Raw genomic sequence first — 22,791 nt, forward strand, 5'->3', positions numbered from 1 at the left:
CACGGTGACCGATTTCCTTGTATATGACCGGTAGAACCATTTGCCGGACCATCACCGGATACGTTTTGGGGGACGAAATGCGTCGCACGTTTGCCTTGGCTACCCTTGCCGCATCGATGGCACTTCTGACATCACATGCCGCAATGGCCCGCGATCAGATCAGGATTGTCGGATCTTCGACGATCTTTCCGCTGACCACCAAGGTCGCCGAACATTTCGCCAAAACCACCGGCGCACCCGCCCCGGTGGTTGAAAGCACCGGTTCAGGCGGCGGCTTCAAGTTGTTTTGTGGCGGCATTGGTGCAGAGTTCCCGGATATCGTTGATGCATCGCGCCCGATCACCGGGTCGGAAACCGCAATTTGCGCGGCAAATTCTGTGCGCGACATCAGCGAAATCAAGATCGGCTATGATGGCATTGTCATGCTGGGTTCCCGCGAAGCACCGGGTATGGAACTTACCGCCCGTCAGCTTTATCTCGCCCTGGCGCGGACCGTTCCCGTCAATGGTGCCAGTGTGCCAAACCCGCATGAAAAATGGTCCGATATCGATCCCAGCCTGCCGGACCTTAAAATCCGCGTTTATGGCCCGCCGCCGACTTCGGGTACGCGCGATCTGATGGGGCAGCTGTTGCTTGATCAGGGTTGTGCGACGTTTTCTGACATCGCAAGCCTCGAGGCAACCGATCCTGACAGCTTCCGCCTGTTGTGCCGGACCCTTCGTGAAGACGGGGTCTATATTGAAGCCGGAGAAAATGATCGTCTGGTGATCAGCAAGCTTGAAAAAGACCCGACGTCTTATGGCGTGATGGGCTTTAACAATCTGGAGCGCAACCGCGAACGTCTTCAAGGTGTTCCAATCAACGGCATTGAGCCGGATTATGAAACCATCCTTGATGGCAGCTATCCGGCATCGCGTGCGCTTTATCTGTACGTCAAGGATGACCATCAACAGCTGGTCCAGAGCCTGGGTGACTTTATCTCGACCTATGTTTCGGAAGCGGTGATTGGCGAAGAAGGTCTTCTGGCTGATAACGGTCTGGTGCCGCTGACCAATGAGGAACGCGCTGAAACCATGACCAGTGCCGCGAAATTCGCCGGTAACTGAACAGCTGACGGATCAACACCACTAGACGCAATTGAGCGGCCGGGCATCAGTCCGGCCGTTTTGCCATCCAGACCTGGTTGCTGGCATATTTCGGGGGATTGCCCTGGAAATCCGAAAATTCCGATATCGAAATGAAACCGGATAGCTCCAACATCAGCCGCATTTCACTGCGATGAACCCAGCGCAGATGATGCCAGCAATCCTCGCGCGTAATCACATCGCCCTGATCGTTGATTTCTTCAAACCGCCAATGTTCGCTGAACTTCTGGGTCAGGGGATCATTGGTGCGTTCCATCGCCGTGATGCGAAGCCGACTGCCCGGCTGCCCAACACCATCAGGCATCGGAAAGATCGGCAGTTCGACGTGCTCCGGGTCACCTTCTGGAAGACAATAACGCAAATCCGGATCCATCAGATCAAGGGCGATCGCCCCACCGGGTTTCAGATGGGCAAAGGCCCGTTCAAGGGCGCGACGCTGACCCTTGGCATTGGTGACTTCCTGAAGGCCGCGAAACGGGATGATCACCAGATCAAACTGCCGCCCCAGATCAAAGTCGCACATATTGCCAAGATGCCATATCAGATCAGGGTAATTGGCGCGTGCCTGACCCAGCATGGCGGGTGACAGATCAAGGCCTTCGACCGCGACACCAAGTTTGGCAATCGCGGCACTGATCCGGCCCGTGCCGCAGCCCAGTTCAAGCACGCCGTTTTGATGCGCAAGGCTGGTTGCCAGACGGGTATAAAAGGGAATGGGGTCTTCAAAAATCTTGCGATCAAGATCAGCGCGAAGATCGTAACTGGCAGTATTTAAACCGCCTTCAGGGTAGAATTCATCAGATATGGATGAATCCTTCATTCAAAATCCAGTTCCGCGTAATGGCTTGATGGTGGGAAACTTGCCTGCCGATCCGCCAGAATATCGCGCATGGCAGGGCGGCTTTTGATCCGCATGTACCAGTCCTTGGCACGTGGATGTTTTGACCAGTTGATATCGCCCATATAGTCGATCACGGACACCTGTGCGGCAGCTGCCAGATCGGCCATGGTCAGATGATCACCGGCAAGCCAGTTCCGGCGTTCAAACAACCAGCCGATATAATCCATGTGATAGGCGCCATTGGTGCGCCCGGCACGCAGGACCTTGGTATCGGGGGTGCCGGTCGAGAAGAAGCGTTTCAGGAGCTTCTCACCGAGCAGATGGTCAGTGACCTCGCGATTGAATTTGCCATCAAACCACGCGACAAGACGGCGGATTTCGGCGCGTTCCTTGGGGTCGGATCCAAACAGTTTCGGCTCGTCCTCGTACACCTCGTCGAGATACTCGCAGATGACGCTGGAATCACACAGCACCGTCCCGTCTTCTTCCTTAAGCACAGGCACTTCACCGGCCGGATTAAGCAGCAGGAAATCGTCACGCCGTTCCCATACCGGTTCAGCCGTGAGTTCGAAATCGAGCTTTTTCTCGGCCAGGACCAGACGGACCTTGCGCGAAAAAGGTGAAAGCCAAAAATGATATAACTGACGCATGAGCGTGAAGATACCCGACCAAGATGAACGTTTCGCAAAGACCCGGCATGGGGGCGCAAACATTCCATAAACCGCAACGAAGCCGGTTCGTTTCCAACCCGGAACTGCAAGATATCTCAAACCATGCAACGCGCACGAAGTAAAGACCTTCAAGTGCGCGAAAGTGCAATTTTGCTATACGTAACGCTCATGCCTGACAGAAAGCTTAAACACGCCCTGTCAGGCCCGGCTTTTTGCCAGTTCCAGCATACCATCGAGATCAAGGCAGGCTTCAAGATGATCGGCCAGTTCATCAAGGGCCGCGTCAATACTGGCCTCAAAATGCGTCATTTTATGTGCCTCGTCCGATCGCAATGCCGCCAGAAAGGCATGCCGGAAATCATCACTGCCAAACAGCCCGTGCAGATAGCACCCCAAAACCCGCCCATCACCACTGATCGCGCCATCCACCACACCATTCAGGTCAAGCCAGCTTCGCGCCCGATCCGGGCCATCGGTCCGGCCCATATGGATTTCATAGCCATCGACGGGTGTTCCGGCGGCAAGAACAGCATGATCGCCAACCGTCAGCCCGGTTGTTTTGCGCAGCGTCTTGTCGCCCGCCATAATGGTTTCAACATCGAGTAAACCGAGGCCAGCCTCGCTTCCCGGCGCGCCTTCGACCCCGTCCGGGTCATGGACCATACGGCCCAGCATCTGATACCCGCCGCAAATGCCGATCACATGGCCACCCCGCCTGTGATGGGCCAAAATATCGATATCCCAGCCCTGATCTTTGACGAACCGAAGGTCTGCCATGGTCGATTTTGACCCCGGCAGAAGCACCAGATCACAATCCGCCGGGATCACTTGCCCCGGCTTGATCACCAGCAATTCAACATCATCCTCGGCGGCCAGCGGATCAAGATCATCAAAATTGGCAATACGGGGCAGATGCGGTACCGCAATGCGCAGGACTGCGTCCCCCTCATTCCCGGCATTGCGTTGATATTTCCCGGCCTTTTCAAGCGCCACGCCATCTTCGGCAGGCAGCTTATAGGCATTCGGCCAGTATGTTGCGATACCGTAACCTTTAAGACCACAGCGCTCATGAATGATGCCGGTGGCCGGTTCAAACAGCGACACATCGCCACGAAACTTGTTGATCACATAACCCTTAAGCCAGCAGCGATCATCGTCGGACAGCAACGCATGCGTACCAACGATCGAGGCAATCACCCCGCCACGATCAATATCGCCGACCAGAATAACCGGAACGCCTATGGCCTCGGCAAAGCCCATATTGGCGATGTCGGAGGCCCGCAAATTGACCTCGGCAGGTGAGCCGGCACCTTCGATCAGGACAAGGTCGGCATCACTTGCCATGATCTCGAAGCTTTCGACCACCTTGGGCAGCAGATCACGTTTGAGGCGATAATAATCACGTGCCTTGGCGCTGGTCAGGACCTTGCCCTGCACCACGACCTGCGCCCCAATGTCGCTTTGCGGTTTGAGCAAGACCGGGTTCATATGAACTGATGTGGCAACGCCCGCCGCACGTGCCTGAAGCGCCTGCGCGCGGCCAATTTCGCCACCATCATCGGTAACGGCGGCATTGTTGGACATGTTTTGCGGTTTGAACGGACGCACCCGAAGGCCACGACGCGCATAGGCACGGCACAATCCGGCGACCAGCAAGGATTTCCCGACGTCGGAGCCGGTACCTTGCAACATCAGGGCGGGGACGGATTGCGCACTCATTCCGGTTTCAAAACTTTCTTGTAAGTGATCCGCTAAATGATCAAGGCCGGATCAGAACTCGACACCAATCTGTGCCTTGATGCCCTGTTCGCGGAACGGGTGTTTGACCATGGTCATTTCCGTGACCAGATCGGCCGCCTCGATCAAGGTATCCGGGGCATTGCGCCCGGTAAGCACGATATGCTGATCAGGCAGTTTGTTGGCGAGTGCTTCAAGCACATCTTCAAGCGGCAGGAAATCATAGCGCAGAACGATATTGATCTCATCGAGGATCACCATCGAATAGCTTGGATCACGCAGCATTTCCAATGCCTTGTTCCAGGCTTCACGGGCCAGGGCGACATCCTGTGCCCGGTTCTGGGTTTCCCAAGTGAAGCCCGCCCCCATGGCGTGAAACTCACAAAGATCGGGGAATTTTTTAAGAAGCTTTGCCTCACCAGTTTCCCAGCCCCCCTTGATGAACTGGACAACGCCGACTTTCATATCATGACCGACACAGCGCATCGCCATGCCAAAGGCCGAGGAAGACTTGCCCTTGCCTTTGCCGGTATGGACAATGATCAGGCCCTTTTTATCGATCTTCTGGGCCATCATCTTGTCGCGTGCGGCCTTGATTTTCTTCATTTTTTCATCATGCCGCGCATTGATATCGACGTCTGGCTGGCTTTTGTCGGTCATTGTTTCTTCCCTTTGAAATGCCGGCCCAGAATGCGGCGAAAGTCCTACCGGGATCAAGGGCAGTTTTGCGGAGTTTGATCAAGATCCAAGTGGGCGATCACACCCTGAAATCCATGCTGCTTCGCCGCCGGGCAAAAGGCGTTGGCATCGGCCCCTTCGTCAAGATATTCGACGGCGAAAACCGGCTTATCTTGAGAGACATAAATATCAAACTCATGCATGAAGCGAAGTCGATGGGCCGATTCCAACAGGGCGAAATCCATCTGATCAACAAGATCGGGCACAAGATCGGCAACATTTTTCTGCCCGATGGCAAGACCGCGCTTATGAGCCTCTGTGATCAGCCAGTTCACATATCGCAGCTGATCATCGCGCGTGATGTCAAAACCGGTTGGCTTACTGCTTTGGTCGGCTTCAAAGGCATCAATGTTATCAGGCTCGACCGCCAGAAACCCCTTGTCACGGCAAAGATCAAGACGGGCGCTGATCACATTGGCAAAAAGCTCAAACCGGCTGATATCAAGCCACTTTTCCCCATCCCACCCCCAATAGGGCGCACCGATCACATCACTTGGAAAAGCCTTCGCGTCATCCCGCCAATTTTCGACAGCCCCGACATTGATATAACAAATCGGATACTGCCCGGCCGCGCGCCAAGCCGCGACCTGATCGGCGGACACATCAAAAAGATCGGCCCCGACAATGCGGATGGCGTCATCGACATCAAGCGTGCCTTGAAGCTGCCAGAGAAACGGACCGTTTGGGACGGGTGTCCATTCTTTTGTGGTATCCGCCTGTGCGGTTTGCCCATGCAATAGCAGGCCGAGGAGGATGCCTGCCCACAGACAAAATGATTTGGGAATTGAGTTTTTCACGCGATGCATCTGCCCTGAAGTGTTGGGCAGTGAGTTTGCCCGCGCAAGCAAACCAAGACAATCCCGCAAACAAAAAGCGCGATCCAAATGACCGCGCCTTTTGCTCTTCTTGATCAATCAGGTCTTACCAATTGGCGCTTTGACCTGTTGTCAGGCCAAGGTCACTGGTCACCAGATCCGCCCATTTATCGGGTTCGCGCATGTCGATATTGCGCAATTCCGGGCGGCGCATCCGGGCCTTGTTAAACAATTGCAAGCGATCCCCGGGCGACATGCGGCGCAGGCGGTCCAAGGCCTTTCGCACGGCCTCGTTGCGCGCGCCGGCCGGGCTTTGGAAGCTTTTCTCGATCACCTCAAGGCGCTTTTCCAGCCAGTCACGGCTGATCGCGACCTGTTCGATCAGGGTTTTGAATTCACGCACCACCGGGAAATGATCCAGACGAAGATGGGCCACCGCAATAGCCGTGCGCCAAACCTGACGTTCGACCCCTTGCAGGTAGCGCCAGTAAATCTTCACCTTGGCATTGATTTCGAACTTGGTTTGGTCCGGACCCGGAAGGTGATGGGCAAGCTCTGTCATGCCGGCATGGAATTCATCAAACGTTACCGGCCGATGCACGCCGTTGAAACGTTCACGAACATCCAGAACTGCGCGAATGGCACCGCGCGCCGGGCGATAGCGCCCGTTGCCGTGCAAATCTGCACGCAACCATTCTGGCATGTTGAAATCAGAAAGCAGGGAGTTGACGATATCTGCATGCCTGTCATGGGCAGGCATTGGAGTTTGCAGATAATCTGGCAAACGAACGTTGGTCTTGATATCCATCGCGGCCTCCGATCTGTTCAATCAACCTGCTTCCCATGCAGGCGATCCGATAGGGGTGCCCCGTCCCTCACAACTTATTAACAGTTGGTTAATTGAGATATGGTGCGAAAACGTAACGTTTCAACTGCCCGGTTTGTTCCGACGGTAAAATTCCCGTGATTCCAATAACAAGCAACAGTTGACGCGTTAGCGTCCCAGATCGACGGAAACACTGTTGCGACGCGGCTGCCAAAGGCCGCGCTCGATCGCCTCATTCAGGCGGTCCTTGATGTCTTGCAACGCATCGGGATTGTGATCGGCGATAAATTCGCGCACCTCGGCATCGCCGAGATAGGCATCATAGACCAGATCGAAGTGATGATCGGCAACGCAGCGCGCGGTCGCGGCGAAAGCAAACAGATAATCGACTGTTGCCGCCATTTCGAACGCGCCCTTGTAGCCATGGCGCATCACACCCTTGATCCATTTGGGGTTCACGACACGCGCCCGAACGACACGGGCAATTTCCTCCTCCAGGGTGCGGATTTTCGGGCTTTCCGGGCGGGAATGATCACTGTGATAAACTGTGGGCTGTTTGCCGGACAGACTGCGCACAGCAGATGTCATTCCGCCTTCGAACTGATAATAGTCATCGGAATCCAGCAAATCATGTTCACGGTTGTCCTGATTGTGGACAATCGCATCGACCTTGGCGAGGCGGGTTTCAAACAGATCGCGTGCCGCCGTGCCCTCGGCGCCATTGCCATAAGCATAACTGCCCCAGGCAAGGTAGGCATCAGCAAGATCGTCTTCGTCTTCCCAGAGTTTTTCGTCAATCATCGCCTGCAAACCGGCCCCATAGGCCCCCGGCTTGGAGCCAAACACCCGGAAACCGGCCTGCCGCGCCGCCTGATCCGCATCCATTCCCTTAGCGCGAAGTTTCTCGGTTTCGGCCCTGATCCGCACGGCAATCGGATTGAGATCATCCGGCTCATCGGTTTGCCCGGCCACCGCCCTTACCGCACTGTCAAACAGGTCAATCAGACCGGGAAAGGCATCGCGGAAGAAGCCAGAAATACGCAGGGTGACATCAACACGCGGTCGGCCCAGAACCGATGCCGGCATAATCTCAAAGCCAGTCACCCGGCGTGACGCACTATCCCAGGTCGGGCGCACCCCCATCAGGGCCAATGCCTGTGCGATATCATCACCGCCGGTGCGCATGTTGCTGGTTCCCCAGACAGACAAACCAAGCGCGCTTGGCCATTCGCCGTGATCCTGCACATGGCGTTCCAGCAATAGCTCAGCCGATTTCCACCCCAACTGCCAGGCGGCTGGCGTCGGGACAGTACGGGTATCAACCGAATAGAAATTTCTGCCAGTTGGCAAAACATCCGGGCGGCCACGGGTCGGCGCACCGGACGGGCCAGGTTCGACGAACTTCCCGGCAAGGCCACGCAAAAGACCCTCGATCTCGGCCAGACCGCAACCAACAACGGCCGGGCGAATAGTCGTTTCGATATCAGAAATAACTTCACAGACGGCCGACCACGCCGGATCGGCCTTCACCGTTCCGTTGACCAGATCACGTGCCAAAAGCTCGATCCGTTCCACAGTATCGCCGGTGGTGCGCCATGGTCCGATATCTTCGCCGTCATAATGCGCGAGAATTTCGGGCTTGGATCCCGGCCAGAATTCGGCAAAGGCACAATCAAGCGGATCAAACGCCGGATCATCAAGGATATCCTTGGCAATCGCGCGATGCAGGGATGCCTTGGGCCCACTGTCCGACCCGCGCGGCAGGCGTGCCAATGCGACCAGAAGATCGGTCAGAAGGTCACCCTCAGGCGCCTTGCCGTAAATATGCAGACCATCACGGATCTGAAGTTCCTTGAGCTCGCACAAATAGTTATCAAGCTTGGCCAGTGCGCTTTCTTCGTCCTCGTCGGGCTCGATGCCGCAATCACGGTCAAGGCCGATGCGGATCGCCAGTTCAAGGATGTCACGTTTCAGGATCACAAGGCGACGGGGATCAACCGCGGCCGCGTCATAATATTCATCGACCAGCGCTTCGAGATCCTTAAGCGGCCCATAACTTTCCGCCCGGGTCAAAGGCGGGGTTAGATGATCAAGGATCACCGCCTGGGCGCGGCGCTTGGCCTGTGTGCCTTCGCCCGGGTCATTGACGATAAAGGGATAGAAATGCGGGGTCGGGCCAAAGACCGCCTCCGGGAAGCAATCCTCGGAAAGCGCCAGTGACTTGCCCGGCAGCCATTCCATATTGCCGTGCTTGCCAAAATGAATGATGGCATCGACGCCAAACACATGGCGCAGCCAGATATAAAAGGCGAAATAGTTGTGTGGCGGCACCAGATCGGGCGAGTGATAGCTTTCAAGCGGATCAATGTTGTAGCCACGCGCGGGCTGTAACCCGACCACCACATTGCCAAGCGGCAGGATCGATAGCGCAAAGGCATCCTGACCCGCCAGATAAAACGGATCGTTCTTCGGGTCGCCCCAGGCCTCAAACACCTGATCCCGGATGGCCGGTGGCAGCGCATCAAACGCCTTTTGATAGTCTGCACGCGGTAAAGTCACGCGAATTTTGCGACCGGCAAGGGATTTGAAATCATTGGTCGGCCCGACCTTGATCGCAGCAATCAGCGCATCGCCATCTTTTGGCAGATCACTGACCCGGTATCCTTCGCCCTGCATGGCGCGGAGTGTTTCGATCATGCCGGCCGGGGTATCAAGCCCAACGCCGTTGCCAAGGCGAGCATCCTTGTTGGGATAGTTCGCCATAACCATCGCCACCTTGCGCGCGCTGGTATCTGATTTGCGCAAGCGCACCCAATTGGCGGCAAGTTTGGCGGTAAAGGCCACGCGATCGCGCACGGGGATGTATTTCACCAGATCAATCTGGGTCAGGTCATCCTTGCCAGCCGATCCCTTGAACGACACCGCACGTGATAGGATACGGCCATCAACCTCGGGAAGCGCCACATTCATCGCAATATCGCGCGCGGCCAGACCATTGACACCGTCGCGCCAAGCGTCCTCGCCACCGCCTGACAGCACCACCTGAAAGACCGGGGCATCGACCGCGTCAAACGGACCATTTTTTCGTTCTGATCCCGGAACAGATATCGCAAAGCCGGTGGTATTCAGGATCAAATCTGCACTGGTTTCTGCCAACCAGTCCTCAACCAATGCCGCTGCCAACGGATCCTTGAGACTGGCAACAAAAATCGGCAATGGATTCAGTCTATTGGCAACCAATTCCTCAACCAGCGCGTCAATAACATCGAGGTTGGCGGCCTGCACCAGAGACCGATAGAAGACAATCGGCGTAACCGGTTGATTTGCAATCCAGTTAACCCGGATTTCATCAAGGCTTGCCTGCGCCTTGCCGGGCCAATAGCCCCCGGCCTTGACCAGGGGGGCCGCTGGTGACCAGTTCCAGTTCACGCTTGAATTTAAGTTTTCGCATATAAGACGAAGTAAATTCTCGGAATTTTGCGGTCCGCCTTCGATCAGGTAACGCCAGATATTCTGATATTCGCGCCCCTTGACGGTCGAAAGCGTCAGAAGCTCCGCATCGGGTTGATCATCACCGGGCAACAGGACCAATGGAATGTCCTTGGCACGTGAAAGCGCAACCAGTTGTTCGATGCCATAATCCCAATAACCGCGCCCGCCCAGAATGCGCACGATGATGAATTTGGCATCGCAAAGTACATCGTCGATATAAAGATCGACCGACATGTTGTGGCCAAGCTGCAGCAAACTTGCCAGACGCAGTGACGGGGTTTCGTCGCCAAATGCATCGACCAGACGCCCTTGCGCCCCTGCAAGACAGGCAAGTTCGGACTCGGCCGCAGACAGGATCACCACATCGCCGGGTTGCTGTCCAAGGTCGACGGCCTCACTGCCATCTGTGACCATTCCGGGCTGGGCTGCCAATAGATGCATCGCGGGATCCGTATCCTTATGCGTTTGGTCTTAAAACAGGCTGAAACCGGATGATTTTTAGCATCCGGTTTCAGGTGGCTTGATCAGGTTAACTTGGATCAGGCGGCTTTGATGGCGGCCTCGATCGCAGTGCGGTCCAGACCATGCAGGCCAATCACCACCAATTCCGAGCGGCGGGTTTCGCCATCCGCCCACGGACGGTCGAAATAGCGCTGAAAACGTTCACCAACCCCCTGAACCACATGGCGCATCGGTTTGCCCGGCACATCAACGAATCCTTTGATGCGCAGCACGTCAAACTGACGCACGACATCAATCAGGCGCTTCTCAAGGTTGGCCGGATCACTGATCGCATCAAGCGATACGACAAAACTGTCGAAATCATCATGATCATGTTCGTGGCCATCGTCATGATGGCTTGGGCGACTATCAAGGTCATCCTCGGCGGCAGCCCCCAGACCAAGCAGGATGGCGTTTTCAACCCGTGAATGTTCGGTCGCGATAATCTTGACTGACGGCTTTTTCAGCTCTGCACGGATATCGGCTTCGACCTTGCTGCGTTCGGCATCGGTCAGAAGGTCCGTCTTGTTGAGAACCACCATATCGGCACAGTGAAGCTGTTCTTCGAACAGTTCTTCAAGCGGGCTTTCATGATCAAGATTTTCGTCTGCTTCGCGTTGCGCCTGTACCGCGTGATGATCATGGGCAAACAGACCATCACGCAGGGCCGCGCCATCAAGAACCGCCACAACGCCATCAACGGTCACACGCGACCGGACTTCGGGCCAGTTAAACGCCTTTACCAACGGTTTTGGCAGGGCAAGACCAGATGTTTCGATCACGATATGATCAGGCGGCGTTTCACGGTCAATCAGGCCCTGGATGGTAGGCAGGAAGTCATCAGCCACGGTACAGCAGATGCAACCATTGGCCAGTTCAACAACGTCATCTTCTTCGCAGCCTTCAATGCCACAGCCATTGATGATGCCTCGATCCACACCCAGATCGCCAAATTCATTGATGATCAGCGCGATGCGTTTGCCATTGGCATTTTCCAGCATATTGCGGATCATGGTTGTCTTGCCAGCGCCCAGAAAACCGGTAATGACGGTTGCCGGGATTTTGCCCAATTGTGCCATTTCTGAAATCCTTAAAATTCAATAATTTATGTTGTTATTTGACCGACATCGGAATGCCGGCCACCACAAGGGTGACCTTGTCTGCAATCTCTGCAATGCGTTGATGCAGGCGTCCGGCATGATCGCGAAAGGCCCGCGCCATCGCATTTTCCGGCACGATGCCAAAACCAACCTCGTTTGAGACAAAAAGCACCGGCACGACAAGGGTTGGCACCAGATCACAAAGAGCTGCGATCTCGGCATCAATGTCGCGGTCTTCAAGCATCAGATTGGTCAGCCACAAGGTCAGACAATCAACAAGAACAGGCTTGCCGCCTGTGACATTACAGGTCTGCAGCGCCGAACAAAGTTCGACCGGTTCCTCGAGTGTCTGCCAAAGATCGCCGCGTGATTTTTTGTGAAGATCTATGCGGTTGGCCATTTCGTCATCCCAGGCACGCCCGGTTGCGATATATGTGCCACCGCCCGCCTGATTAATGATGTTTTCGGCAAACCGGCTTTTGCCGGATCGCGCCCCGCCAAGGATCAGATGCGTCCCGCCAGAGGGGCCGTCAGGGGGTAAAGTCTGGGTCATCCCGTTTCTTCCTCGCCATGGCCTCCCACCGAGGCCCGATTGCGTCGTCACCTTCCTTCGAATAGTGACACCTTCGGCAGGTTTCCTGGCTGCGGGCATGAAAGCGATCCGCCTTCCCGGTTTCCCGGTGGCTGGTCTGGCGCGTTGGCACCGACCCGGATCTCCCAACCCGATACAGTTGCGGGGGCAGCATCGGCCTTGCACCGATTTCCCATCACCGAACGATGCGCCGAACCTAGCAGGTTTGCCAAAAATGCCAAAGGTCATTCTCGGCACTTAACCCTTCGTTACCACCCCACCCTAATCGGAAGGTCAGTATTTGTAAGAATTGTCTGCTTGAGAGGTCATACCATTTCAGCCAACATCAAGCCGTTGCGCTGGAACTAGGGTCAGGACCTATTAATTTGATTTGAATGGCAGACGTTATATTTGCGAAATCCAAGGAAAAGCCCGCCGGGCGGGTTGGTATCCCGCACAAGGGATTTGACGCTGGAGTTTGCAAATATAACGTCTGCCATTCAAATCAAATTAATAGGTCCTGACCCTAAAGACGGAACAATCCGCAATCTGGCGAAAACCCGGGAAGTAGACTCATCACCCGGATGGCTGCAGGAAATACTGCAACCGAAACTCTTGGGGTAATCTGGATTTTTCAAGACCAATGGCAATACGTTCTCACCTATCCAAAATCCGACAGATGAACGCGCCAACCTGGACCACATCGTCTCGCAAGGACATGTGGCTGGGATTGCTGGACCGTCTGAACAGTCCTGATCGGTCATTTCAGGATTTTCTTGAACAGCGCGCAGCCGATGGCGAGATCACTCTGGCACGCCGCGATGTGCGTGACATCTTTGCCGAGGATGCCTCAAAGGGTGTAATCGCAACCATCATCTGGTCCCATGAACGTGGCATTCGCGTCAATGCGCTTTCGTTGCTTGTGCGCGATATGCCAACCCTAGTGACCCTGATGTCGATCTCGGATTTCGGACAGGACGAGTTGAACGAGCTGCTTTCCCAGCCGGGCATTTCCGTTCCGACTGCCAGCAAGATGTTGTCTGCCTGCGGCAAGACTTATTGCGGAATGCCGGCTGCCATCATTGATGACACCATCATCCAGGTGATTGAAAACGCATCCTTTGCCAGTGATTTCCCGAATGTCGCCAAATTGCGAAGCAAATCACGCAGCCGCCCGGTGCCCTATTATCAGGCCTATCTGCGCGATGTTTTCGACATCTGCGAAAAACATGATCTGAATCCGGATATGGTTGACCGCTATCTGGCAGAACACGCGCTTGATGACATGGCATCCGATATCGAGCTGGCCTCTGCCTGACGGAACATGCCTTAAGCTCCTTAAAAGCGCTGATTGACAGCGGTCACGCGCCAGCCCGGTTCGTCGACACCGTCGATATATTCAAGCGTGGTCAGACCCAACGTGTCGATATGAAATGCCAATGCGGTTTCAAGGGATAAACCCAGTGCATTGGCAAGCATGGCACGCACTGTGCCGCCATGAACGACAGCGACAATGTCGCGCCCGGCCCAATCCGCACTCAATCGGCCAAAGACGGGTCCGACACGGGCAACCACATCGGCAAAGCTTTCACCCTTTGGGGGGTGTTGGCGGGCAAAGTCGGTCCAGAACCGTGTTGTTTCCCCCTTGGGCAAATCATTCCAGTTCTGCAATTCCCAATCACCAAAATGCTGTTCGGCAAAGCCGCTTTCAGCCTGCGGCGCTATGTCTTTATCCATGAACGCCTGCAGACTGCGCGCCGTATCATGCGTACGTGACAGATGGCTGGTTACCCAGACGGCATCACCCGGCAGTTGCCCGGCAAGGGCAGCCAGTGCCTTTTCATCGGAAAGGTCGGCAGGCATGTCACTTTGGCCATAGACCAGCCGTTTCGGATTTTGGACGGGCGCGTGACGCACCAGCCACCAGCGGGTTATTTTCAAACTGCTCACGGCATTCCTTCTTGTTGCTGTGCTGGTTGATCAAAGGGCGGCAATAAAGGCGATACCAACAAACAGTTCGGTCACGATCTGGGTTGCCCCCAGGACATCCCCTGTCTGGCCACCGATCTGCCATTTCGCGACCGCCGCAACAATACCCACCGCCAAAAGTCCACCCATTAGAATGGCCATCGTCGCAAACAGACCCGATAAAACAAGCGACAGGATCAAAGCAAGGCCAACACCCAAACCGACCATCATCAAATTTGGCGTTCCGGCCCCCTTGCCCAAACCATCGGCGCGCGCCGGAGGCAGGATATGCATCACGACTGGCATTGCCGCCCGTGATGTTATTGCCATCACCAGAAACAGGATCGCTGCCTGCCCGGCATCGCCCGCCGCAGAAAGTAAAATCAGACGCAGGCCAAAACACAGGATCAGGGCAACAACGCCATATGTACCGATCTGGCTGTCGCGCATGATTTCAAGCTTGCGCGCATGCTCAAACCCGCCGCCAAACCCGTCGGCACAATCTGCGATGCCATCTTCATGCATTGATCCGGTCAACAAAACCATGCCTGCCAAGGCAACAATCGCAAAAATCAGGATATTGGCTGTCAGGGAATAGACCAGCATCGCCGGTAGCATGGCAAAACCAGCCAGCAACAAACCGACCAACGGCCAAGACCAGACCGATCTTGCAATCACCTCAGCGCGGAAATCCTCGATACCCTTGACCGGAACACGGCTAAGTAACGCCAGGGCGCGCCAGAAATCGGAAATAGGCGAAACCTCGACGGGGGCATCTGTCGCTGTGTCTGGGCCGGGTTTGTCAGATGAATCCGAGCTTTGCATATTTGTTTCGTTTTGGTTATGATCTTTGGATAGCATAAATTTCCGATTTTCAAACTGGCAATCTGTTGCGCACAGGCCTAGTTTGGCCCGACTTCCTGAACCGCCTTACAAAATTGGTTTCCGAGCCTAATCCTTACCACCCCGGAAGCCAAGCGGAACACTAGTTAGGCACCTTTGTCGCCAGCCGGAGACCAAAATGTTCAACCCGAAACATCCGCCCCAAAATCTTGAGGAAATTCGTGCGCTTCTCGCCGAACTTCCCGAAGTCGATCAGGAAGCGCAGGCCGCCGTGGCCCAGCGCGAACCAACATTGACCAAGCCTGCCGGATCGCTTGGACGACTTGAGGATTTCAGCCTTTGGCTGGCAGGATGGCAAGCAACATCACGCCCACGCATGTCGCGGCCGCGCGTTACAGTTTTTGCCGGCAGTCACGGTGTCGTTGCGCAGGGCGTTTCGGCCTTCCCGGCCAGCGTGAACCAGCAGATGGTGGAAAACTTCATCAATGGCGGGGCTGCGATCAACCAGATTTGCAAGTCTGTCGATGCCGAACTCCGCGTCATGGAGGTCGCCCTTGAAATCCCGACCAACGACTTTTCCCATGAACCTGCGATGGACGATGAAGGCTGTGCCGAGGCGATGGCCTTTGGCATGAGTGCGATTGAAAAGGGACTGGATCTTTTTGTTCCCGGTGAAATGGGCATTGGCAACACCACATCGGCGGCGGCAATTTCCCATGCACTTTATGGCGGGAATGCTGCGGACTGGACCGGCCGGGGAACAGGGATCGATGACACTACCCTTGACCGCAAGACGCGCGTCGTAGGTGATGCCATCATCCTGCATAAAAACCAGATGCATGATGGATTGGATGTTCTGCGCTGTGTTGGCGGACGCGAAATTGCTGCTATGGCCGGTGCCATCATTGCAGCGCGCTTTGCACGGGTTCCGATATTGCTTGATGGTTATGTATCCTGTGCGGCGGCCGCTGTTCTGGCTGCGATGCGTGCCGATGCACTCGATCATTGTCTGGTCGGGCATGTATCGGCAGAACCGGGACATGCGCGGCTGATTGAGAAACTGGGCAAGGAAGCACTGATCAATTTCGGCATGCGCCTTGGAGAAGGATCGGGTGCGGCACTTGCCATCCCGCTTTTACGCGCAGCCGCAGAATGCCACACTGGCATGGCGACCTTTGAAAAAGCCGGAATTGATGGCAAGGAAGAGGCCTGATTCCCAGCCTTACAAGTGAGCCCACCCAATAGCGTCAGCAATCTGGCGCTATTTTTTCGTCCGTTCGTTCATCAGGTGCTCGACATGGCGGCCCTGGAACATGGTGATATTGATTGAATGACCAAACTTGATGGCGCGTTCGTCATCACAACGGCACAAAATAACGCGGGTATCGCCGGACTCTGCCACAGCGGCGCGCATGGCTTCACGATGCTCTTCATCCATGTTTTCCATTTCCGGATCCCAGAGCATCTTGATCATATCAACGCCAAGCTTGTTACGGTTGATATAGGGAAGCGACAGATAGCTGATGCCATCGATACAGATGCGATAACCGCGATCACGACAGAAGTCGCGCGCGAAGAAGAATGCCCCAAGGTCTGCAAAGATATCGATCTTCTGAAGCTCAAGAACGATTGTCCCGCGCTGCCCAGCCTTGACGTTACTATCAAACGTCAGGAAGTCCGGTGACAACAATGTCGAGACGTTCAAATTGATGCTGACAGAGCCGGTCACCGATGCGTCATTTGATCGGGTCAGAAGCGACAACATGCGCCGATCCAGAATTTCGGTCAGATGCTGAAACAGCCAACGGTTCGAGAGAACATTGACATCTGGCAGCAGCGTATCCTGCAAATCCTTGATCGAGATGAACAATTCATGGAAAACCGGCGTCGGGTTCGCATCACCCACCACGGCACAAATGGCCTGTCGACGCATCAGGTTGGACAGATCCGCACGCCGCAGCGACTCATCAATGCGCCCCAATATCTTCGGGGTCAGCGGCGCGCGATCATCGCTGAGTTCGGGATGGTCATTGTGGCGCTCGGCTGCCTTGCTGACGATTTTGGGTCGATTGGCGTTGGCGCGGACCAACAACTGTGTCAGATGCAGGAATTCTTTGTATTGCTGCCCGACATCGAAATAGTCGGTAAAGGTCGCGGGCGCGCCGCTTTCATCCTTGCCATCACTGATCAGCGGATCGTCGTTGAACAGGAACTTCAGCCGGAAAATGACAGCATTCACCTCGTCCATCTCTGCGGCATCAAAGATGAAAATCAGATCCTGGTTGGACAGGGTGAAAATACGCCCGGTGACTTCCGGTACGATCTCTTCAAACGCCGTAATCGCCGTACGGATGTGATGGTCACGGCGGTTAAATGGCAGCAATTTGGAAAAATGCACATGAATCGCACCAACGCCGTCCTTGCGCCGCTCAAGGCGCCGCACATAGTCAACGAGGAAGGCTTCGGGCGATGGAAGTGAACTATCAGACATAAATGCAATGACCAGAGAATTGTTTCGACGGAATCACAGCCGCTAATCTGCCCGAACCACGATAACGCCGGTGCATTAACAGGTTATGTATTTAGCATTCATGCATGTTGAAACCAAACCCGAATATCGGGGAATTTCAGACATGTCTAAGAAAAGATAAGTCATAGCTTTCCACCATCCAAGCTGCTAGTTTCAGCCCGTTTTGATATCAGAGTAACAAGGTCAGAGACGATATGTGGCGACGCAAGCGCGTTTTGGTAACCGGTGGCGCAGGTTTTCTTGGTTCTCATTTGTGCGAACGCCTGCTTGAAGAAGGCAATGACGTTCTGTGCGTCGACAATTTTTTCACCGGCACCAAGGACAACATTGTCCATCTTCTCGATAAACCGCATTTCGAGCTGATGCGCCACGATGTTACCTTCCCGCTCTATCTCGAAGTCGACGAGATTTACAACCTTGCGTGCCCGGCTTCGCCGATCCATTACCAGCACGATCCGGTCCAGACGACCAAAACCAGTGTGCATGGTGCGATCAACATGCTGGGTCTCGCCAAGCGCGTTGGCGCCAAGATTTTCCAGGCCTCGACCAGCGAAGTTTATGGCGATCCTGAAGTCCATCCGCAGACCGAAGATTACCGCGGCAATGTCAATCCGATCGGCCCGCGCGCCTGTTATGACGAAGGCAAGCGCTGTGCTGAAACGCTGTTCTTTGATTACCACCGCCAACACGGCCTGGATATCAAGGTTGCCCGTATCTTCAACACCTATGGCCCGCGCATGCACCCGCAGGACGGCCGCGTGGTATCGAACTTCATCATTCAGGCGCTGCATGGCGAAGACATCACCATTTATGGCGACGGCCAGCAAACCCGATCCTTCTGCTTCTATACTGACCTTATCGAGGGCTTTGTCCGTCTGATGGCAACCGACAAAACGGTTACCGGACCGATGAACCTTGGCAACCCATATGAGATCACCATTCGTGAGTTGGCAGAGCGCGTCATTGAGATGACCGGCGCCAAATCAAAGCTGATCTTCAAAGACCTTCCGGCCGATGATCCGCTGCAGCGCAAGCCCGACATTACCTTTGCGCGAAACACACTTGATGGCTGGGAACCGAATGTAAGCCTTGAAGATGGCCTCGGTTCGACAATTGAGTATTTCCGCAATCTGATTGCGAAACACGGCTAATACGACGACTTCTTTTGGATTTGGACGCGTGATGGATATCAAAGCCTTTTTCGATGCCGAGTTTGACGAGCATCTTGATCTGGTCAACAAGACCCGTGAGGCCACCCGCGATGCCTTTATCGAACTGGTCGAGATTTGCACCGACGCCCTAAATGACGGCAACAAGCTGCTGTTTTTCGGCAATGGCGGGTCGGCCGCGGACGCGCAGCATATCGCAACCGAATTCACGGTTCGCTATATCAATGATCGTCGCGCGCTTCCGGCGATTGCGCTGACCACTGACAGCTCGGCCTTGACCGCGATCGGCAATGACTTCGGGTTTGATCACCTGTTTTCGCGCCAGATCGAAGCACTTGGCAATCCGGATGACGTTGCGATTGGCATCTCAACATCCGGCAACAGCAAGAACGTAAATCTCGGTCTGGCCAAGGCCAAGGAAATGGGCCTGATTGCGACCGGCTGGACTGGCAAGACCGGTGGTGACATGGTTGATCTGTGTGATCCACTGATGATCGTACCGAGCAACACCACAGCCCGCATCCAGGAAATGCATATCCAGATTGGCCAGATGCTGGTCGGTGCGCTTGAACATACGCTCGGCCTGACGAAGAAATAACCGGCGGCCCAGAAAATCCGCCTGAATACTCTGACAGCATAAAGAATTGCGACCATGACCGATCTTAGCCATCTGGCCCGACAGGTTGAACAACTGACCGATGCCAAAGTCCTTTGCATTGGCGATGTCATGCTTGACCGGTTTGTTTATGGTTCGGTCACCCGCATCTCGCCCGAGGCGCCCATCCCCGTTATCCGGGTTGAGCGCGAAAGTGCCATGCTGGGGGGCGCTGGTAACGTCACGCGCAACGCAACAGCCCTTGGCGCATCGGTTCAGTTCCTGTCGCTTGTTGGCGACGATCTGCCCGGCCGCGAAGTTATGGAATATGTCGCCGCTGACAAGGGTGTTGAGCCCTATATCCAGACAGAACGCAACCGCCCGACGACGATCAAAACCCGCTATATTGCGGGTGGGCAGCAATTGTTGCGATCCGACAATGAAACCACCAGCCCCATTGCGCCAGCATCGATTAGCAATCTTTCGACACTGGCAGGTCAGCTGGCAGGGGATGTTGCAGCGATCATTCTGTCTGACTATGGCAAGGGTGTCTTGCATGCCGATGTCGTTGCAGCCGCAATCAAGGCTGCGCGCGCAGCCGGAAAGCCCGTCATCGTCGACCCAAAAGGCAATGATTACAGCATCTATCGTGGGGCCACGGTGGTGACGCCGAACCGCGCAGAGGCCGAAGCAGCAACCGGCATTGCCATAAACAGCGACGAAGATGCCATCGCCGCCGCGACCAAGATCATTACCGAATGCGGGGTCGAGAATGTCCTACTTACCCGCAGTCAGGATGGCATGACGCTTGTCACCAAGGATGGCGAGGCTTTGCACCTTCCAACCGAAGCCCGCGAAGTATTCGACGTTTCGGGTGCCGGTGATACGGTTGTCGCCTGCCTCGCATCCGCCGTTGCAGCGGGATCGAGCTTGGCTGACGCGGCACGCATTGCCAATGTTGCCGCCGGGATCGTGGTTGGCAAGATCGGCACCGCGGTTGTTTACCCGGACGAGCTGATTTCCACCCTGCATCATCATGATCTGATGATCGGTGAAGCCAAACTGATGCCGCTTGATCGCATGGTCGATCGCGCAGAACGCTGGCGGCGCAAGGGATACACGGTCGGTTTTACTAATGGCTGTTTTGATCTGTTGCATCCGGGCCACCTCAGCCTGCTCAAGCAGGCACGGGCAAATTGCGACCGCCTGATTGTCGGGCTGAATTCCGATGCATCTGTCAAACGCCTTAAGGGCGAAGCCCGCCCGGTTCAGTCGGAGGCTGCACGTGCAGCCGTGCTTGGATCACTTGAAACCGTCAGTGGCGTGGTGATTTTTGGCGAAGACACCCCGATTGAACTGATCAAGGCGATCAAACCGGACATTCTGGTCAAGGGTGCGGATTACACCATCGACAAGGTTGTCGGGGCCGAAATTGTCCATGGCTATGGCGGCAAGGTGGTTCTGGCCAACCTTGAAGACGGCTTTTCCACCACGTCGACCATCGCACGGATGAACAAGGGCAACGACTAAACGTCTTAATTAAGCCTGACCTTCCTCGTCAGGCCAAGGCGTTACGACCAGATCCGGCCATGTCTTTTGCCAACGACCAACCTTGGTGTCATACACCTCTTTGACCGGTAAAACCGTGTTCGGGATCACCCGACCTTCCATGACAGCAGCAAGGCCAAACGGCGCATAAATGCGATAGGCGTCCATTCCGCTATTGCCCGCATCCTTGCGCACGCCAATGGCAGTTGTCTGATAGGCAAAGCGATCAATGCCATCACTGGCAGCAGTCACAGTACCGTAAGGGACACCGAATTTTTCCGGATACCAGATCGGCACACGCGCCTGATTGCGAATTTCGATTGAAACCGGGATATCAGCAAACAGTTTAGCACCTTGGGCGATCACATGATCTTCCGCCTGCCATGACGTATCGGGATCGAAATAAAAAAGATCATAATCGGCAATTTCGGAACCCGGGGCGTGATTGGCCGTGATGTTCCAGATGGTTTGGGCAAGGCATCCGGCGGTCAGCCACCAGTCTTTGATCCCGAAGGCTGAAAACCGGTCGAGAATGATTTGGTTGGTGCGGTTTTGCAGGATGCCTTCAAGAAATTCGCAGCCCAACGGAATATCATTGGCACGCTGCCCGGCACTCATAGCCCGACCCAGAGAACTTTAAGAACAATCGGCCATGCCGCATTGATCAGGCAGGAGGTTGTAAAAAGCCTTAGCGCACGGTCGATATCAGCAGCGGTCAGATCGGAACGACCGTTGCCAATATAAGGGTCATCGACCATTTCGCTGCCATATTGGCGCGGCCCGGCAAGGGCGATTTCAAGCGCGCCAGCGAAGGCTGCTTCCTGCCAACCGGCATTGGGCGATTTATGCTTCTTTGCATCTGACAGCATGGTCTGCCAGGCAGCTTTGCCACTTGTTTTCTTACCGATCACGGCGGTAAGGCAAATCACACCACCGGCAATCCGTGCGGGGATAAAGTTCGCAACGTCATCAAGTCGCGCAGCGAACCTGCCGAAATAGAGATAGCGTTCGTTGCGATGACCAATCATAGAATCAAGGGTGTTGATCGCCTTGTAGGCGCAAATACCAATCGGCCCACCGACCACATACCAAAACAGCGGCGCGACCACGCCATCTGAAAAGTTTTCAGCACAACTTTCAATGGCTGCCCGGCTGATGCCTGCCTCATCGAGCGTGTCGGGGTTGCGCCCGACGATCATCGAAACCGCCCTGCGGCCGCCAGCGATGCCATCTTTTTTAAGCGCGGTCGAGACGGCTTTGACATGCTGATAAAGGCCTTTTTGGGCAATCAGAACCGCCAGCAAAAGAACTTCGGGCGCTCTGAAAACGTCACCAAGTGATGAGACAAACTGCACCGCACCACCGAAAGCCGCGGCGACCGCAATTACAACCAGACTGGCCACAGCACCGCGCAAAAGTCGGTCCGGGTTGCTGCGATCTGTGCGGTTCAGGCGCCTTTCGAACCACGCAATCAGATTGCCAATCCACACCACCGGGTGCCCGATCCGGCTAAACAGCCACGGGAAGTCACCAAACACCGCATCCAGCAGCAGTGCTAGCACCAGCATTGAAAAAAGCGGCCCGAAAAACGCAGGTTCCGGGATCAGAAAATCGGTGAATGTCGGTTCCATGGCGGCAATGTGCGCGGTGATCGCCAACCCGTCAATCAGAATGACATGGTGAATGTACGAACCAAACTGA

20 protein-coding genes and 1 riboswitch are annotated in these 22,791 nt (G+C 55.2%); of the genes, 6 read left to right on the forward strand and 14 right to left on the reverse strand.

What is annotated here, in order from left to right:
• The first annotated feature begins 77 nt into the window (after nucleotides 1-77).
• Nucleotides 78-1,106, forward strand: a complete 1,029-nt coding sequence (locus B2T33_RS05710; protein WP_286791346.1) for a substrate-binding domain-containing protein — start codon at nucleotides 78-80, stop codon at nucleotides 1,104-1,106.
• 46 nt (nucleotides 1,107-1,152) lie between these two features.
• Here B2T33_RS05710 and B2T33_RS05715 read toward each other — a convergent pair whose 3' ends face one another.
• The 9 genes from B2T33_RS05715 to cobU all read right to left on the reverse strand — a co-directional run bounded on the left by B2T33_RS05715 (nucleotide 1,153) and on the right by cobU (nucleotide 12,419).
• Entirely contained in the window at nucleotides 1,153-1,965 is an 813-nt protein-coding gene (locus B2T33_RS05715; protein WP_197146408.1) for a class I SAM-dependent methyltransferase, read from the reverse strand.
• On the reverse strand, nucleotides 1,962-2,636 hold the full coding sequence (locus B2T33_RS05720; RefSeq protein WP_063086819.1) for a glutathione S-transferase family protein: 675 nt from the start codon (nucleotides 2,634-2,636) through the stop codon (nucleotides 1,962-1,964). Before B2T33_RS05720 ends, B2T33_RS05715 begins: the two co-directional genes overlap by 4 nt.
• Before the next feature lie 219 nt (nucleotides 2,637-2,855).
• Nucleotides 2,856-4,376: a cobyric acid synthase gene (locus B2T33_RS05725; protein WP_286791347.1), complete on the reverse strand. Its 1,521-nt coding sequence runs from the start codon at nucleotides 4,374-4,376 to the stop codon at nucleotides 2,856-2,858.
• Between the two features lie 51 nt (nucleotides 4,377-4,427).
• Nucleotides 4,428-5,054: a cob(I)yrinic acid a,c-diamide adenosyltransferase gene (cobO, locus tag B2T33_RS05730; RefSeq protein WP_008888919.1), complete on the reverse strand. Its 627-nt coding sequence runs from the start codon at nucleotides 5,052-5,054 to the stop codon at nucleotides 4,428-4,430.
• Nucleotides 5,055-5,107: 53 nt separating this feature from the next.
• The gene (locus tag B2T33_RS05735) at nucleotides 5,108-5,938 is read right to left on the reverse strand and encodes an endo alpha-1,4 polygalactosaminidase (protein ID WP_286791348.1); all 831 of its coding nucleotides are present in this window, start codon (nucleotides 5,936-5,938) and stop codon (nucleotides 5,108-5,110) included.
• A gap of 115 nt (nucleotides 5,939-6,053) precedes the next feature.
• Complete coding sequence (locus tag B2T33_RS05740; protein ID WP_197146406.1) at nucleotides 6,054-6,755, reverse strand: hypothetical protein; 702 nt, start codon at nucleotides 6,753-6,755, stop codon at nucleotides 6,054-6,056.
• Nucleotides 6,756-6,941: 186 nt separating this feature from the next.
• Entirely contained in the window at nucleotides 6,942-10,706 is a 3,765-nt protein-coding gene (cobN, locus tag B2T33_RS05745) for a cobaltochelatase subunit CobN (RefSeq protein WP_286791349.1), read from the reverse strand.
• Between the two features lie 98 nt (nucleotides 10,707-10,804).
• The gene (cobW, locus tag B2T33_RS05750; RefSeq protein WP_197146404.1) at nucleotides 10,805-11,845 is read right to left on the reverse strand and encodes a cobalamin biosynthesis protein CobW; all 1,041 of its coding nucleotides are present in this window, start codon (nucleotides 11,843-11,845) and stop codon (nucleotides 10,805-10,807) included.
• Between the two features lie 34 nt (nucleotides 11,846-11,879).
• A complete protein-coding gene (gene cobU / locus B2T33_RS05755) occupies nucleotides 11,880-12,419 on the reverse strand; it encodes a bifunctional adenosylcobinamide kinase/adenosylcobinamide-phosphate guanylyltransferase (RefSeq protein ID WP_197146403.1) in 540 nt (179 codons plus the stop codon).
• A 58-nt stretch (nucleotides 12,420-12,477) separates the two neighbouring features.
• A riboswitch (cobalamin riboswitch) is annotated at nucleotides 12,478-12,668 on the reverse strand.
• Between the two features lie 448 nt (nucleotides 12,669-13,116).
• On the opposite strand from cobU, the gene B2T33_RS05760 reads away from it, so the two are divergent.
• Nucleotides 13,117-13,755: a hypothetical protein gene (locus B2T33_RS05760; RefSeq protein WP_197146402.1), complete on the forward strand. Its 639-nt coding sequence runs from the start codon at nucleotides 13,117-13,119 to the stop codon at nucleotides 13,753-13,755.
• Between the two features lie 20 nt (nucleotides 13,756-13,775).
• Here B2T33_RS05760 and B2T33_RS05765 read toward each other — a convergent pair whose 3' ends face one another.
• Complete coding sequence (locus B2T33_RS05765) at nucleotides 13,776-14,387, reverse strand: histidine phosphatase family protein (protein ID WP_252724018.1); 612 nt, start codon at nucleotides 14,385-14,387, stop codon at nucleotides 13,776-13,778.
• A 30-nt stretch (nucleotides 14,388-14,417) separates the two neighbouring features.
• Nucleotides 14,418-15,230 (reverse strand): adenosylcobinamide-GDP ribazoletransferase, encoded by an 813-nt coding sequence (gene cobS, locus B2T33_RS05770; protein WP_252724017.1) that lies wholly within the window; start codon nucleotides 15,228-15,230, stop codon nucleotides 14,418-14,420.
• 196 nt (nucleotides 15,231-15,426) lie between these two features.
• On the opposite strand from cobS, the gene cobT reads away from it, so the two are divergent.
• Nucleotides 15,427-16,461: a nicotinate-nucleotide--dimethylbenzimidazole phosphoribosyltransferase gene (cobT, locus tag B2T33_RS05775; protein WP_197146400.1), complete on the forward strand. Its 1,035-nt coding sequence runs from the start codon at nucleotides 15,427-15,429 to the stop codon at nucleotides 16,459-16,461.
• Between the two features lie 48 nt (nucleotides 16,462-16,509).
• On the opposite strand, the gene B2T33_RS05780 is transcribed toward cobT, so the two are convergent.
• A complete protein-coding gene (locus tag B2T33_RS05780) occupies nucleotides 16,510-17,739 on the reverse strand; it encodes a hypothetical protein (RefSeq protein WP_008888909.1) in 1,230 nt (409 codons plus the stop codon).
• 233 nt (nucleotides 17,740-17,972) lie between these two features.
• On the opposite strand from B2T33_RS05780, the gene B2T33_RS05785 reads away from it, so the two are divergent.
• The 3 genes from B2T33_RS05785 to rfaE1 are packed head-to-tail and all read left to right on the forward strand — an operon-like array spanning nucleotide 17,973 to nucleotide 21,072.
• The gene (locus tag B2T33_RS05785) at nucleotides 17,973-18,929 is read left to right on the forward strand and encodes a UDP-glucuronic acid decarboxylase family protein (RefSeq protein ID WP_197146399.1); all 957 of its coding nucleotides are present in this window, start codon (nucleotides 17,973-17,975) and stop codon (nucleotides 18,927-18,929) included.
• 31 nt (nucleotides 18,930-18,960) lie between these two features.
• The gene (locus B2T33_RS05790; protein WP_064780302.1) at nucleotides 18,961-19,545 is read left to right on the forward strand and encodes a D-sedoheptulose 7-phosphate isomerase; all 585 of its coding nucleotides are present in this window, start codon (nucleotides 18,961-18,963) and stop codon (nucleotides 19,543-19,545) included.
• Nucleotides 19,546-19,599: 54 nt separating this feature from the next.
• Complete coding sequence (gene rfaE1 / locus B2T33_RS05795; RefSeq protein ID WP_286791350.1) at nucleotides 19,600-21,072, forward strand: D-glycero-beta-D-manno-heptose-7-phosphate kinase; 1,473 nt, start codon at nucleotides 19,600-19,602, stop codon at nucleotides 21,070-21,072.
• A gap of 9 nt (nucleotides 21,073-21,081) precedes the next feature.
• On the opposite strand, the gene B2T33_RS05800 is transcribed toward rfaE1, so the two are convergent.
• On the reverse strand, nucleotides 21,082-21,708 hold the full coding sequence (locus B2T33_RS05800; RefSeq protein WP_286791351.1) for a nucleotidyltransferase family protein: 627 nt from the start codon (nucleotides 21,706-21,708) through the stop codon (nucleotides 21,082-21,084).
• Entirely contained in the window at nucleotides 21,705-22,748 is a 1,044-nt protein-coding gene (cbiB, locus tag B2T33_RS05805; RefSeq protein ID WP_286791352.1) for an adenosylcobinamide-phosphate synthase CbiB, read from the reverse strand. The genes B2T33_RS05800 and cbiB overlap by 4 nt, the downstream gene beginning before the upstream one ends.
• Nucleotides 22,749-22,791: the final 43 nt, after the last annotated feature.

It is taken from the genome of Thalassospira sp. UBA4513 (assembly GCF_002388495.1).
GTDB classification, from domain to species: domain Bacteria; phylum Pseudomonadota; class Alphaproteobacteria; order Rhodospirillales; family Thalassospiraceae; genus Thalassospira; species Thalassospira tepidiphila.